Raw genomic sequence first — 14,218 nt, forward strand, 5'->3', positions numbered from 1 at the left:
ACCGCAAGCGAAACGCGGCCAGCAAAGCCAGCCAGGGCTGCGATAATTGAGGTCTCCGCCCTGTCAGGCTTTGCTCCCCTCAGCGCATTTGGTGACACTTCTGCTTTGCAGACCGGGTGACATTTCTACTTGGTTGCAACAGAGCCGTCACCCGGCAGATACTAAGCTGCAATCCGCCACATCCGGAACCGCCCCTGCCCTGTAACCTCGCGGATCAAGCCTTTCTTTTCCATCCACGCGAGGTTTCGTTGCATCGCCGCGCGACTGGCACCGATCTGAGTCTCAGCCATCGGCGCGGACACCAGAGGCCATTCCGCGAAGAGAGTTAGCAAAGCAGGAGGCGTCTTGCCTGATAGTTTCGCCAGTTCGCCCTCTGCCTGAACCGTCCAAGTCTCAACCAAATCCAAATGCCGCATCGCCGTTAGTATCGCGCTGTTCATCCCGTCCAACCAGCGGGCCAAGCGTTCAGGTGGCACGCCCGAGGCCCGCAGTCCCCCTGCCCCGCCCATGGCCAGCGGCGCAAAGATGGCTCCATTGCCGTCGCTGGCCGCGATCCTACCAGCAGTTACAGCGGCCTCAATACGGTCTCCATGTTGGCCGAGGCCAGCCAGACTCCAGAGGTGAAACCCCATGCAAGCGCTCGTGATCGGGTGGAGGTCAACCGCTGCTGTCATCACGTCCAGCCAGCTCCCTGCACGCCCGTCAAAGCGCTCGGCATTGTCCTCGAACTTCTCAGGATCACGCCGATCCAGGAAGGACGCCAAATCTACCATTGGCTCCGGACCACTTGTCAGGCGTCGCACGGCCCATCCGGCCCGGGCCAGTGCTTCCGAGTCATCCTGCACTCCAGACAAACGCATGGATATCCAAAGCGCCAGCCGATCGGGGCTCACACGATCGCCTGCGAACCAGCTGAGATCCGCCGCCTCTATTAGAGCCAGTCTGTGCCGCCAGCCCTCCGGGCCGCGCAGCAACCGGTCATCCAGAGCACCCAGGCGTCCAGCCACCTTTGCCAGCCGCGCAGTATGAGCACCCTCTGCCTTTGCCCAATCTTCGATGACTACGGTATCAGGCGGTTCCGCCCGCGGCCCGGGAGGCAGATCATCCGGTTCCTCTTCGAGCGGCCCGGGCAGAAACCAGATGTCGCATTTTTTTCATCATTTCAACGCATGATTATATCGTGATTTCTGGATGATACCGCGATATCGCACATCATTTTTTCGCTTGAGGCTTCAATTTTGGTTCCGTATTTCAGCAAGCGGCCGCCCTGTTGGCGCACGGCCCAGCCGGTCTCGAAAGTTTCATATCGATGACGTCCGGCGGAGGGCATGCCTCGGATGAAGCGTGGGCCAAGGCAACACGTATCGCGCGTGAACTGGACCGGATTATTGACGGAGCGGCGCCGGTGCGTGAGGCCGTGGTACGCGCGGCATCCGAGCTGCGGCTCTCGACCCGCCAAGTCTACAACTATCTGGCGCGGTATCGAGAAGAACGCAGGGTATCGTCCCTGCTGCCGCGAACGAGTGGAACAAGGAAATCAAGGATCAGCCTCGCGGTCGAGAGCATCATCGCGATGACCCTGAGGGAGATGTGGTTGCGTCCTGAGCAGCCGGACCTCGCACCGATCGTCGAAGAGATCCGCGCCCGCTGCGCACAGGAAGGGCATACTCCGCCCGCCTATGTCACTGTCGCCCGGCGCATCCCCATCCTGTTCACCCCGGAAGAAATTGCCCGCCGCCGCCTGTCAGACAGTAAACACCTGCACCGGCTGAAGGCGCGACCGGGCTACATCCGGGCAGACCACGCGCTCGACGTTGTCCAGATCGATCACACGCCGGCAGACATCCAGTTTGTCGAGGTGATTGATGACTACGGTATCTTCGTTGGGCGGCCCTACCTGACCATCGCTGCCGATGTGGCCACGAGTGCGATCACCGGCTTCTGCCTGACGCTCGAGCGGCCGTCACGACTGTCTGTCGCGCTTTGTCTTGCGCAAGCGATGTGCTGCAAGACGGCATGGCTGGCAGAGCGTAGCATCGATCATGCCTGGCCGATGCACGGTCGCCCGAGGCAGATCGTCGTCGATTCCGCCAAAGAGTTCCAGAGCAGCACCTTCAGCAGAGGATGCGCGGACTATGGCATTTCCATTCGCATGCGGAACAAGGGCACCGTGCATCGAGGCGGAGTCGTGGAACGCCTGCTTGGGAAAGTGAACACGGCGCTACGGGCCTTACCCGGTAAGACAGGGCGCTCCATCGCGGATCGAGGCGACTATGCCTCGGAAGAGCGCGCACGGCTCAGCTTCGCGGATCTTGAACGCTGCATCGCGCTCGCGATCATCGACCATAATCTGAGCCAGAATGCGCGCAAGCTGACCGTCCCGGCAATCGAATGGGAAAACCGACTCCAACCGAAGGACCGTCCGATCGATGCGCTGCTCAATTTCCTGCCGCGCAAGACGCGGAAGATTTCACCTCAGGGCATCAGCCTCTTCGCCATCGACTATTTCGAGCCCTGGCTTGGTCCGCTGGTCGCCCGCCGTGACCGGCTGGAGCCACTTGATGTGTGCTATGACCCTCGCGACATCAGCCATGTCTATGTCAAGGATCCGGATACGCAGGCCTGGCAGCCGGTGAGACGACGGGACGGACTGGCCGAGCCGATCACGCTTTGGCAGCATCAGGCGGATCGACAGCGGCGGCGCGAAATCCAGCGGCGCCCAGTGCAGGAGGCGGCCGCCATCCGACGCGAAATCGCCGCAACTGTTACCGCCACCAAAACCTCGAAAAGCCGGTTGAAGGAGATGACACGCGCCCGGCATGCCACCGAGGCAAAGAAGCCTTATGCCGATCTCGCCGCGCCTGCCGCCCCGGCCCGGGCAAACCTTAACCCGGATCGCCCGCGGCGGGTCTTCCCGGTCGAGGATTGGTAAGGTGCCGGATCACCTCATGCCCGCCACCGTCCCGCTCTTGCAGGCCGATGATGTAATGCGGATCGCCCATGTTCGCGCGCCACGCTGGATCAGCCATCCGGCCGCCGGCGCGGCACATGATGCGATGCGGCTGCTGCTCGAGCGACCGCCATCGCTGCGCCCGCGCGGTTTGCTTCTTGCGGGCCCCTACCACAACGGCAAGACCATGATTGCCGAGCGCTTCGCTGTCGAACATCTGCGTGTCGCCGACCAGCAAGAGGTATGGGTGATCCAGACCCGGGAAGGTGCGGGTCTGTCGCATTTTTACGCAAGCATCCTGTCCGGATTGCGCGCACCACAAGCCGCTGGATGGCGCAGCCTGTCCCGCGCCGGCGATCAGGTCGATCATCTTCTGGAGCGTCTGAAGCCGCGCCTTTTGATCTTCGACGAGTTCCACAGCGCGTTGCGCGGTCGACGCCAGGATGTGAAGGCAATCTTCTCGTTCCTACGGCGGATCGCACGGGTGCATGACATCTCACCCGTCCTTGTCGGCGAAATCGCGATCTACGATGCGGTGCATAACACGGACGAAATGGGCTCACGCTTCGATACGATCCCCATTCCACGCTGGGCGTATGACGAGGATTTCGCGACGCTTCTGGACAGCCTTGAGGCAAGTCTGCCGCTCGCCAACGCCTCCGAACTGTCGCGCGAACCCTTGGCGAAGATCATCCACGATCTGTCGGAGGGACTGATCGGCGAGGTCGTCGAGATTGTCACCCGGGCCGCGGTGGCGGCAATCGCGGGCGGTGAGGACCGGATCACGGGTGCAACCCTGTCGGACCTCGGCTATGTGCCTCTCTCCAGACGCCGCAATTCCGCTGTCGCGTTGCCCTTTAATCGGTTCTGCCTCAATTTGTGTGGCGCAACTATCCTGAGCTTGGAACATTCGGGAGGGATAGTCGTGATTTCAAAAAAGCACTGGTCGCCCGGGAGCGACGTTTCGGTTCAAGGCGTTAAGCGACGTGATTCCGGCGGGTGGCTTGTATCCGGTGTTTTGGCACCGAGAGGCATCTGCCCAGATTGTGGTTTGCATTCTCGGCGTCGTCACGGGTGGCGGCAAAGGCGGCTACAGGATTTACCTGCACTTGGCGACAAGGTAACAATCGCACTCTGGGTCTGCAGGTGGCGATGTCGCGCTTCCACGTGCCCGCGGCGGACTTTTTCGGACTACACCTCGTCAATTGCGCGTCCATTTGCACGTCGAACTTCGCGTGCTGATGACATTGTAGTTCATCTGGGGCACGCCACGGGTGGACGGCCTGCCGAGCGGCTCTTGCGCCGTTTAGGCGTCGGTGTCAGCAATGACACGGTGCTGCGACACCTCAAGAAGTGTGCGGAAAGCGTCGCCCCGCCGCCAACGGTCATTGGCATCGACGATTGGAGCTGGCGCAAGTCGCAGACTTACGGAACCATCATCGTCGATCTCGAGCGGCAGACCGTAATTGATATTCTTCCGGATCGGAGCGTTGAAAGCTGTGCGAGCTGGCTGCGGCAGCACCCTGAGATTGAAGTCATCAGTCGGGATCGTTGTGGCGGATATGCGAAGGCCGCACGTCAGGGTGCACCGCAAGCCCTGCAGGTCGCAGACCGTTTCCATCTCGTCCAGAACCTGCGCCAGGCCATTGAAGAGCAGATGAATATGCATGGCCGCGCCACCGGGCGGGCGCTATTGTCAGATGCCGAAAACATCAGCACGGCCAATCATCTACTGCGATCGCGTCTTGCTCATCGGAAATCACGTGAGGAAATTTTCCGAAACATCCATGCGCTTCGTGATCAAGGGCTGTCTTGTAGCGAAATTGGACGTCGGACCGGCTTCCCGCGTCGTAGTGTGGCGAAGTGGTTGAGCTCCGACTCGCCACCAGACCGCCGCCGAGCTGCATTGAAGCCCACGTCGCCGTGGTATTTTGAGAGCATACTGGCCGATCTCTGGAAACAGGGTATCCGGTCCGGCCAGGAATTATTGGTCGAAATTCAACGCCATGGCTATGAGGGCAGCTTGTCTCATTTGCAACGTCTGCTGGCCGGATGGCGAAGGGATGAACAAACCGTTCTAGCAGGCCCGACCGACACGCCGCTGCCCCTGGCGCCTGTGCGGGACCCGCAAACCGGTCACGCCATTTCGCCGGTTGTCGCAGCGGCGCTCTGTATCAAGCCGCGACGCAAATTGACCGCAGACCAGGCCCAAAAGGTAGATGCATTGAAGGCCGGATCGCCAAGCTTTGCCACGATGCGGAGCCTTGCCATGCGGTTTCAGGGCATTTTGCGCGGCGACCAGTCCGCCCCGCTGGACGCATGGATCGACCTGGCCATTGAGACTGGCATCCCACCAATCATGCGCTTTGCCCGCACGCTGCACCGCGACATCGAGGCCGTGCGCAATGCCATCGAACTTCCGTGGAGCAACGGTCAGGCTGAGGGCCAAGTCAATCGCCTGAAGACCCTCAAGCGCGCCATGTACGGTCGCGCCGGACCAGAACTCCTCAGAGCCCGAATGCTGCCACTGCGCCACACAGATTGAGGCAGAACCCAATTAAGGGCTACGCGACACCTCAGGTTGCAGCAACTGCAGCAACTCTATCGAGAACTCGACCCATCCATCAGGCCAGCCCGATTACCCATGCTTTGTCCCGCACACCGGACACAAACCCCCTGCCAGAACTTACACGCCAAAAACGGTTCTCTGATTGCGGCTTTGTCAAGCGGGTGAGCAATCTGTCCGTCCGGGGTCATGGTTCTCTCCCAGGTCGCGGGTTTCGCGCCTCATGATGGTGTTCGGTGGCGGATCGTCTCCAATGTCGTTTGCGGGGTGAGCGGCGCGAACCGCATCCCAACCGTTTGTACGAGATCGATCAACCTCCGTCCTTTCGGGACTTCGCTTCCCGCCCTCTCAGCGGCGGAAATTCAGGTCAGGCGGTGGCCTCCTTTGTCCATTGATAGTCGGTTTCGTTTTTCCTGAGCGTCAGCATCAGGACGGCGATCTTGCGCGCGGTGGCGACTGCTGCCTTTCGGAACCCGCGCCGTCCGGCCAGGCGCACGGCCCAGCTTTTCAGCGGTGAGAAGCGTTTGACTTGGCGGATCAGGCAAGACGCCGCCTCGAACAGCAGCCCGCGCATCGCGCCGTCACCGTATTTCGAGACGCGTCCCGACCAATCGACCTCTCCGGACTGATGCCGCTTCGGTGTCAGCCCCAGGAAAGCGCCCACGTCCGAGGTTCGGCTGAACCGGTTCGGATCGTCGATCAGTGCGATGAAGCTGAGCGCATTGACCGGGCCAATGCCGGGAATTGTCATCAGGCGGCGCGCGACGGGATGGGCCTTGGCTTTCTTTTTCACGGATTTGTCGAGATCATCAGCCGCCTCGCACAGCGTGGCATGGGCGGTGATGAAGCCATCGGCAATTACGCGCAGAACAGGATCCGTTTCGCCCGCCGCAGCCAGTTGATCACGGAATGCCTGTCGCTGCCGCCCCTGAGCGATACCGGTCATGCGGATGCCGAAGGTTTTCAGAACGCCGCGGATGTGCCCTTCCAGATCCTTGCGCAGCCGGATCAGCCGTTCCCGGGCGCCGACCAAAGCACGCAAGCGGTCCGCATCCTCGCTGCGGATATGGACCGGTGTGAACCAGCCGGTCCGGGCGAGCTGCGCCAGCCCTTCAGCATCGGCGGCGTCGGATTTGTTGAGCCGTGCCGACAGGGCCTTGTGCGCCTTGCGCGCATCGATCCACGTGGCCGGAAGACCCAGTGCGGCAAGTCCACGCTGTAGCCAGATCGAGAGCATCCCGCTCTCATGCACGATCCGGTTCGGCGTAAGCGACCTGGTACGAAACCAACCCGCCACGCCTTCGGGATCTGCAGGGCAAGCGCCGTGGGCGATGGTCTTGCCATCCCCATCCACGACACAGATCGAAATTTCTTTCAGGCACACGTCCAGACCGGCATAGTGTTCCATAGGTAGTTCTCCTCACGGCTATTATCCATGAGGCCAACATACCGGACCTCGTTTGCCCCCGGAGAGCGACCGCCGCAATCACACCATTTGGTAAGCGCCGGTGACAAAAACGTACGGGTTTGGGCCCATACTGCGCTGCGAAGAACGTCCGGAAGGAGCCCAAAGTACCAGTTACTGCACTATGCGCGAATGTCGGCCATCATTGATACTACGCCTACACACGCGCAATCTCACGGATCAGATCATTTGTCTCTGGTCTCTTCGTTTGGTGCCGATAACGAAGAGCAGAAACAGTTCGCGAAATTTCAAGGCCGTCGATGAGTATCGAAACGAGGCCCCTGTCTGCTGGAATTGCCGTGGTTGGCAAAATCACCGCGCCTAATCCCTGCCGCGCGAGTTCGACTAACCAATCCACGCGATTTGACCGATAGGCCGCGTAGAGTTCGTGACCTTGGTCTGCACATGCCCCATGCAACGCATCCCGCATTTCGCAATTGGGTCGATCGAGCATGTCAGTTTCAGCGAGTGTCGAAAGAGAAATAGCGTCTCGTTCAGACAACGGGTGCGACTTGGACACCACAACCTTGTAGGACTCGTCATAGAGCTGGTCTATTCGATAGAGGTCTTCACTGACCGTCGCCGCTGTGACAACGACGTCAAATTCACCCTCTCGCAATCCGGCCAGAAGCTTGGAGGCAGACGCCACGATCAACTCTATTTCGGCTTGCGGCAATCGTGTACGGAAGCGTTCCACGGCGGCTGAAATCCGGTTGTGACCAATCGTTTCGCCAACACCGACAGAAATAGGAACCCGCTCTAGTCGCGTGTGGCGGACGGCTTCTGCCTTAGCTGCCTGCGTTTCGTCATGCGCTTTCTGTAGCCTTGGCTGCATGAGTTTTCCGAGTGCCGTCAACCTGCATCCCGCGCGGTCCCTGACAAACAGATCACCCCCGAGCTCGTGTTCAAGTTTCTTGATCGCGGTCGTCAAGGACGGTTGGGAAACATTTGAGGCGCTAGCGGCATGGGTGAAGTTGCGATGCTGGCAGACAGCCAAAAAATACCTGATCTGGTTCATCTCCACTGCCACAGTCTCCGTCACTTTCCGCCATGAGGTTCACCATAGCACATGTCTATCAAAGAATAGAAGTTCGGGATTGGTGCCTGAGGCATTCGGCATGGGAAAAGGGTGCATCGAAACCAAACACAATGACATCTCAATCAGGAGGCGACCATGAAAGCCCAAATTCTCAAGACACTCGCCGCTTTGGCCTTGATCACGACATCTGCACCCGCACAGGAAACCCCAATGGAAAATCGCACTGCCAGCTACATCGCCATGCCCGCCGCTGAAGGCCAGACCGAAGCATTCGCCGAATTTCTGGCCGGAGCCGCCCCGATTGTCGCGGACACCGAACCAGGCACCGTGCTTTGGTTTGCCTTACAAGCCGACGATACGCTCGCGATCTTTGATATCTTCGTGGATGAAGAAGCGCGCAATGCGCATTTCTCCGGCGCTGTGGCCGCGGCTTTGAACCAAAATGCCGACGCGCTGGTCGCCGGGGGCTGGGACGATGGTGTTGTCGCGAATATCAACAATTCCGATGTCCTGTCGGTGAGGGAACCGGTTGATCTCTACTCGGCCACGACAGCCACGTACATCACGCTCGAAGCAGCACCCGGCAGAGGGCCGGAATTGGCAGCCTTGCTGACCGCAGCTGGTCCCATCGTCGGAGAAACCGAACCCGGCACATTGTTCTGGGCGGCGCTGCAGATTGACGAAACATCCTTCGCAATCTTCGACATCTTCACCAACAATGCTGGCCGTGAAGCACACTTTGCCGGTCAAGTCGCCGGGCTGCTGAACGAACGGGCAGCGGAGTTGGTCGCTGGCGGGTGGGACGACGGTGTGGTCGCTAACGTCCACAACTTCGACATCCTCGCCATCAAGTAACGCGATGTGACAGGAACAAGAGGCGCCTGGTGCAACGCATCAGGCGCTTTGCCGAACGAATTTAGATTCACCGTGAAGCGGTCGTTCGAGTAACTGAAGCGAATTAGCGCTTTGTCCCGCATTGTGTGAGTTCATGCACAGTGCGGCGAAAGGCTGATTTCTCCTTTCTACTCTCGCAAACGTCTTGCCCGTTCCGCCATTCTGACCACCTGCGCGCTCGCCGTCGCCGCGGCGCTCTTTACTGCAGCAGGAGCGTGTACAGTTCCACGTCCAATCGCCTCACCCGTCGTGAGCGCCCCTATTCGCGCCCTGCCCTGGACACCAGATGTGTTAGCCAGCCCTCGCAGCACCCCTGCGGACCCGCTGACGATCGCCGGTGCCGCCGCCACCATCAGGTTCCCCGATATGCCGCGAACGATCAGGGGTGTTGCTGCTACAAATCCTTTGGCCAGGAAAACCATGACGAAGAACGGCACGAGCGATCCGATGTTGGTTGCCGAGTTCGGATCACCGAGCTGGGCTAGCAGCGAATTCGCCATGCCGACGACGGTAGAGAACATTGCTGCGATTACGATGGGGTAGAAGGCATAGCTGACTGTCGTCGAGACCCATCTGTGGAAGAAATCCTTGGTCGCGTCAAAGAGCGACAGTGCGATCATGATCGGAGCAAGGCCGAGCATGAGGGTCAGCATCATCTTGGCGAATATAAGGACGATGCCGGTCATGAAGCCAAGGAGGCTCAAAATAATAAGCCCGATGCCGCCTAGGATCGCGCCCGTCATCCAGTTAAGGTTGCTGCCGATGGCATTCAGGTACTGGCTGAATTTTTCGATCAGGATGTCGAATTCGCCGGCAAAGTGTGTGGCTCCGGCTCCTCCGCCGCCAACCGAAGACACCAGTGCGCCAGCGACGTAGTCCAAGCCTCCAATGACTGCGTTTGCTACTGCATTGAAGTTTGCCCAATTGAAGGCGAACAGACCAATGAGGGTCAGCTTGATCAGGTACCAGAAGAAGCTGGCCCCATCCATGCTGCGGAACTGGAATGCCATGTTGATGCAGACGCCGATTAGCGAAAGCGTGACCATCAGCAGGACGATCGTGCCGGTATTGCTTGCCACGGCCCCGAACTGGGACTCAGCCGCATCGACAAGGAACGCGTCTGCCGTTCCGACCATCCAGCTGACGACGCCCATTACCAGTTGCCTTGGGCTACGCAGATTGTACGCACGCTCGGCTCGAGTTGCTTCCTTACTTCAATCCAGTCGCGGCGAAACGCTGAATGCTCGGCTTGGCTTAGGCCTGCATACCTTTCATGATATTCGCCATCGGAGCTATCCCAAGCGGGAAAGCGGGTTTCACAGCTGCAGTCGCCAGATTCAGCGATCTCCTCCCAGGCCCGAATTTCGTACAACTCCATCAAAGCTGCTGCCTTGTAAGCTTCACGCGGGTCGATTTCGTCCATCCAGATCGGGCGCGCCGGACGTTCGTTGCAGATCCGGTATTGTTGCGGCGACATTTCGACTGTGAGATCGTTTGAGACCTGCGGCGAAGTCTGCGCCACAAGGGGGCCCGCCAAGGCGGCAAGCATGACTGCGAGAATTGGTTTTCGCATCTGGGGGGGTCCTTTTTTACTCAGCGGCAACGGAGGGGCTCTTGTTGCCTCTGCCGTCGACCGTGTCGAGGTTCAAATCTGTGGTTTGACCCGGGAGAAAGAACTCGGTGATCCCGCGCGCGCCTTCATGGCGGCCTGCCTGAATGATCACGTCAATCGAGCCCTCAATATAATCGATCATGTCGGCATAGGTCATCGGCACATCCGTTTTCAGGGCAGCGATGGCGAGGCGACGAACAGCAAGTTGTGGGGTCTCGGCATGGAGCGTAGTCAGCGATCCACCGTGGCCGGTATTGATTGCCTCGAGAAACGTCATCGCCTCGCGCCCGCGGACTTCGCCCAGGACGATCCGGTCAGGTCGCATGCGAAGCGTTGAGGCCAAGAGCACATCTGCACTGCGGGCATCCGTGTCCCGGTCCGCGATCAACGTCACGGCATTGGGCTGCTCGGGGCGCAGCTCGGCCGCCTCCTCGATGGTGATGATCCGCTCTTCGGGCGGGATCAGCGAAAGGATCTTGCGCGCCGCGACCGTCTTGCCGGTTGATGTACCGCCCGAAACGATCATGTTGAGCTTGTTCTCGACGCAGAAGCGAAGCGCGGCGTCGATGTCGCCGGAGGCAACCACATTGCGCAGCGCGGCGTTTCGTTCGCGCCGCAGACCTTCGAGGCTGCGCTCCTTTCCAAAGAGGAAGCCGAGCCGGATTGCCTCCAGCGGCAGGGAGGAGAAGAACCGCAACGATATTGAAAACCCGCCCTCGACTGCCGGCGGCTGGATCACCTGCGCGCGGATCGGGCGATCTCGATATAGGATCGAGACCGAGACAATGGGCTTCTTCGTGCTGAGCGTCGTCGAGGCAGCCGAGGCGATCTGGTTGCCGAGGTCCTTGATCTCGGTCTGGCTCAGCGGGCTGCCGACACCTCGCATGAAGTGATCGCCTTGGAATTCGCCCCAGACTTGTCCGTCGGGATTGATGCAGATCTCGATCGTGTCGTCGTGCAGGACCTCGGGGCCGAAACGGTCGAGCGACGCTTCCAGATAACTTGCAGCCATGTCAGAAAATCTCGAGGTCACGATCGACCATGACCGTGATCCGTGTACCCTGATCGACATGTATCACTGGTCGGATCGCCAGATAGTCCTGCATCACGCTTTGCGTGCTATCGCGCAGGTCGGTGCCGACATCACTCGCAACATCGGCCGCCGCCTCGCTGTCGATTTGACCCGCTGCAGCCGCAGGCAGGGCGCCGATCAAGGAGATCAGCGCGGCGGAGCCGAAGCGTTGCGCGAAACGGGTCTCGACAAACCCGGTGGTGCCAGTACGGCCAAGTTCGTCTCCACCGAAGGCGCTGATCTGCACGGTCTGATTATCGGGCAAGATGATCCGGTCCCATGCCACCATGACGCGCGATTGGGCGAGTGCGACATCCGAGCGGTAGCGCCCGATCAGCCGCGCGCCGCGCGGGATCAGGATACGCGTTCCATCGAAAGAATGGACGTCTTCCGAGACGATAGCGCGGATCGCGCCGGGCAGTGTGCTGTCGAGGGCCGTCTCTGTCACAGCCTGAATCATGGTGCCCTGAACAACCGTGTTCGATGGGTTCGCGATCACTTCGGCACGTGTCACCTGCGCAGGTTGTGCGCCCGAACGAACAAAGGCTTCATCTGCATTCAAACGTGCGGCTTCCAGCGTGTTCTCCCTATCCGCACCCGCGCCCATCCCGGAGAACGCGATCATAGGAGACGCGATACGCTCTGCGCGGGCCTCAGCTTCGGCTGCGCGCCGCCTTTCGAGTTCGGCCAGCCGCAATTCTTCTTCACTTGGTCCCAATGAGGTCGGCTCTGGTGGTGCAAGCCGTGCAAGTTCCAAGTCCATGCGGAGCTGATCCAATTCGCGGTCCCGCTCGGTCAGCTGCCGCTCGAGGGCACGCTGAGCCTCGGCGGATGCTTCCTGTAAGGTGGCAATTTGCGCCGTCAGGTCCGCAATAGCCTGCTCCGCCCCGCTATCCGCGGCCTCGGCCGGTCTTGCGCGCAGGTCCTCGAGTTCCGCTCTCAATGTCGCAAGACTTTCCATCAGCGCGAGTTCCGACTCGCTCGGACCTGTGTCCGCAGGCGGGGCTTGGCTGGGCTGCGGGGCAGAAATCGGCGCCAGATCTCCGAATCCGGGGCCGCTGCTCTGGAACTCCTCCGGCGCGGCGGTCGCCATTGGTGCTTCTGCTGACGGCTGCAGGGCAGCCCACGCCAGACCACCTGCTGCCGCGATGCCGACGACGCCAAGGATCGCGGCAAGCGGCGCAGGCCGCTTGCTTGCCTTCGCTTTGCCTGTCGAGCCTTCGAGAGCCGCGAGGCGCGTGGCGAGGTCTTCCGTACCTTCGGTCATGATGTGGCCTGTCCTGCGTCCTGGACGCAAACCACCTCTTCGCCAAGGCGAAGGACCCATTGTCGGTTGACGCCGGACACGCGGATGACGCCGTCACTCAAGGCTTGGCTGTTCACCGCGCGTTCCCTGCCGTTCGAATATCGGAAGATGGCGGGCACCGGCGCATTCCGTGCGAACCGGAAATACGTGAAGGTACCATCATCCCAGATGGCCGTCGGCGTGAACTCTTCTCGGGCGCTGACCGCATAGTTCGCATTCGGCGCATCGGCCGCAACCGCCCTGGTGGGTTGCACGCGGTTTTCAGGATAGCGGAACTGCACGACATAATGCGGCGTCTCCCGGGCTTCGACGACATGGAAGTAGTAGGAGCGGCGGTTGGTGTAGACGGTGATGTTGGTGGCGACGCCAGATGCTGTCGGCTTGATGGCGAAGGCACGGCCACCAGGGACACCGTCGAATTGAAACCCGACCGTATCGCCGGCGATGATCGAGCGGATGGTTTCACCCTCACCGAATTCGACCGTGGTGACGCGGGTCAGAGTCGTGACGACACGGTAAACCTGGCTCTCAGTCCAGGTCGCCACGCGCACGCGATTGTCGTGCGAGCCTGGGCGGGGGGTGGTCTCGGCCAAGGCAGTTGTTCCCGCGAACGCGAGAATGCTGGCGGCCAACAGCGTAGAGATTAGAGTGCGAGTCATTCGGAACGGTCCGATCGGATGGCATATTGGGTAACAGTGAAGCCGAAAGGGTTTTGCCAGACATCGTCGATCGCGCGGGTCCGCTCGGGCCGGAATTCGAACATCAACGTGGCAGTGAACGATCCATCCTGTACCCCCTGCGGGCTTGTCAGGCGCTTTCTGAGCCGCACCTGGGCGCGGTTATCGCCAATAAGGGTGATCGATGCGATCTCAACGGCCATCTCGGCCGCAGCCCCGTAACGCGTCGGCGGATAGCTGTCCTGCCCCGATGTCCACATCGCGCGCATGTTGGCCTCGGCTGATCCGGAAGACTGTGCGAGGACACGGCGGACACGAAGATCGTTGTCAAGCTGGTTGTAGGTCTCGCGGTCGAGAATGTAGCGGTAGATTTGCGCTTCGATCACGGCAGGCCGTTCGGCCAGCGACACGGTTTCAACCGTGGCATTGGGGAGCGCCATCCCGGTCGCGGGATCGTAGGGCACAACCACGGGAGGCGGCGTCTCGACCATCAGCGCGACAGCCGCAGCCGCCAAACAGCCGAATACGCCAAAACCTGCCCCGGAAATGCCGATCATCCGCCAAAGCTGTTCCCGGCGCAGGGCACCGTAGACAAGTTCCTCTTCCACGAGCTCGCGCGCAGTCATCACCCCTGCCC

12 protein-coding genes and 1 pseudogene are annotated in these 14,218 nt (G+C 60.5%); 4 read left to right on the top strand and 9 right to left on the bottom strand.

What is annotated here, in order from left to right; translation table 11 throughout:
• Window positions 1–161 precede the first annotated feature (161 nt).
• Window positions 162–1,142 carry a helix-turn-helix domain-containing protein gene (locus AC13DE_RS05960; RefSeq protein ID WP_483047375.1) on the bottom strand — a complete coding sequence of 327 codons (981 nt, stop codon included), beginning with the start codon at window positions 1,140–1,142 and terminating at the stop codon, window positions 162–164.
• Window positions 1,143–1,309: 167 nt separating this feature from the next.
• Here AC13DE_RS05960 and AC13DE_RS05965 point away from each other — a divergent pair, with 167 nt between their 5' ends.
• From AC13DE_RS05965 to AC13DE_RS05975, 3 genes and pseudogenes are all read left to right on the top strand, one after another.
• On the top strand, window positions 1,310–2,932 hold the full coding sequence (locus AC13DE_RS05965; protein ID WP_482885633.1) for a Mu transposase C-terminal domain-containing protein: 1,623 nt from the start codon (window positions 1,310–1,312) through the stop codon (window positions 2,930–2,932).
• 55 nt (window positions 2,933–2,987) lie between these two features.
• Window positions 2,988–3,533: pseudogene (locus tag AC13DE_RS05970) on the top strand (TniB family NTP-binding protein); the annotation flags it as partial.
• A 342-nt stretch (window positions 3,534–3,875) separates the two neighbouring features.
• Window positions 3,876–5,495: an ISL3 family transposase gene (locus AC13DE_RS05975; protein WP_420824325.1), complete on the top strand. Its 1,620-nt coding sequence runs from the start codon at window positions 3,876–3,878 to the stop codon at window positions 5,493–5,495.
• A 388-nt stretch (window positions 5,496–5,883) separates the two neighbouring features.
• Here the strand turns inward: AC13DE_RS05975 and AC13DE_RS05980 are convergent, their stop codons facing one another.
• Together AC13DE_RS05980 and AC13DE_RS05985 are read right to left on the bottom strand one after the other, a co-directional pair.
• A complete protein-coding gene (locus AC13DE_RS05980; RefSeq protein WP_483047355.1) occupies window positions 5,884–6,924 on the bottom strand; it encodes an IS110 family RNA-guided transposase in 1,041 nt (346 codons plus the stop codon).
• Window positions 6,925–7,138: 214 nt separating this feature from the next.
• The gene (locus AC13DE_RS05985) at window positions 7,139–7,999 is read right to left on the bottom strand and encodes a LysR family transcriptional regulator (protein WP_483047356.1); all 861 of its coding nucleotides are present in this window, start codon (window positions 7,997–7,999) and stop codon (window positions 7,139–7,141) included.
• 156 nt (window positions 8,000–8,155) lie between these two features.
• On the opposite strand from AC13DE_RS05985, the gene AC13DE_RS05990 reads away from it, so the two are divergent.
• Entirely contained in the window at window positions 8,156–8,875 is a 720-nt protein-coding gene (locus AC13DE_RS05990; protein WP_483047357.1) for a putative quinol monooxygenase, read from the top strand.
• A 167-nt stretch (window positions 8,876–9,042) separates the two neighbouring features.
• Here the strand turns inward: AC13DE_RS05990 and AC13DE_RS05995 are convergent, their stop codons facing one another.
• The 6 genes from AC13DE_RS05995 to AC13DE_RS06020 are packed head-to-tail and all read right to left on the bottom strand — an operon-like array spanning window position 9,043 to window position 14,207.
• Window positions 9,043–10,068, bottom strand: coding sequence for a TrbL/VirB6 family protein (locus AC13DE_RS05995; protein ID WP_483047358.1), 1,026 nt, complete (start codon window positions 10,066–10,068; stop codon window positions 9,043–9,045).
• Window positions 10,068–10,487, bottom strand: coding sequence for a hypothetical protein (locus AC13DE_RS06000; RefSeq protein WP_483047359.1), 420 nt, complete (start codon window positions 10,485–10,487; stop codon window positions 10,068–10,070). The genes AC13DE_RS05995 and AC13DE_RS06000 overlap by 1 nt, the downstream gene beginning before the upstream one ends.
• 16 nt (window positions 10,488–10,503) lie before the next feature.
• Window positions 10,504–11,538, bottom strand: a complete 1,035-nt coding sequence (locus tag AC13DE_RS06005) for an ATPase, T2SS/T4P/T4SS family (protein ID WP_483047360.1) — start codon at window positions 11,536–11,538, stop codon at window positions 10,504–10,506.
• A 1-nt stretch (window position 11,539) separates the two neighbouring features.
• Window positions 11,540–12,865: a TraB/TrbI/VirB10 family type IV secretion system protein gene (locus AC13DE_RS06010; protein ID WP_483047361.1), complete on the bottom strand. Its 1,326-nt coding sequence runs from the start codon at window positions 12,863–12,865 to the stop codon at window positions 11,540–11,542.
• On the bottom strand, window positions 12,862–13,563 hold the full coding sequence (locus tag AC13DE_RS06015; protein ID WP_483047362.1) for a TrbG/VirB9 family P-type conjugative transfer protein: 702 nt from the start codon (window positions 13,561–13,563) through the stop codon (window positions 12,862–12,864). Before AC13DE_RS06015 ends, AC13DE_RS06010 begins: the two co-directional genes overlap by 4 nt.
• Window positions 13,560–14,207, bottom strand: coding sequence for a VirB8 family type IV secretion system protein (locus AC13DE_RS06020; protein WP_483047363.1), 648 nt, complete (start codon window positions 14,205–14,207; stop codon window positions 13,560–13,562). The genes AC13DE_RS06015 and AC13DE_RS06020 overlap by 4 nt, the downstream gene beginning before the upstream one ends.
• Between the last annotated feature and the right edge of the window lie 11 nt (window positions 14,208–14,218).

It is taken from the genome of Sulfitobacter sp. L-8 (genome assembly GCF_056859255.1).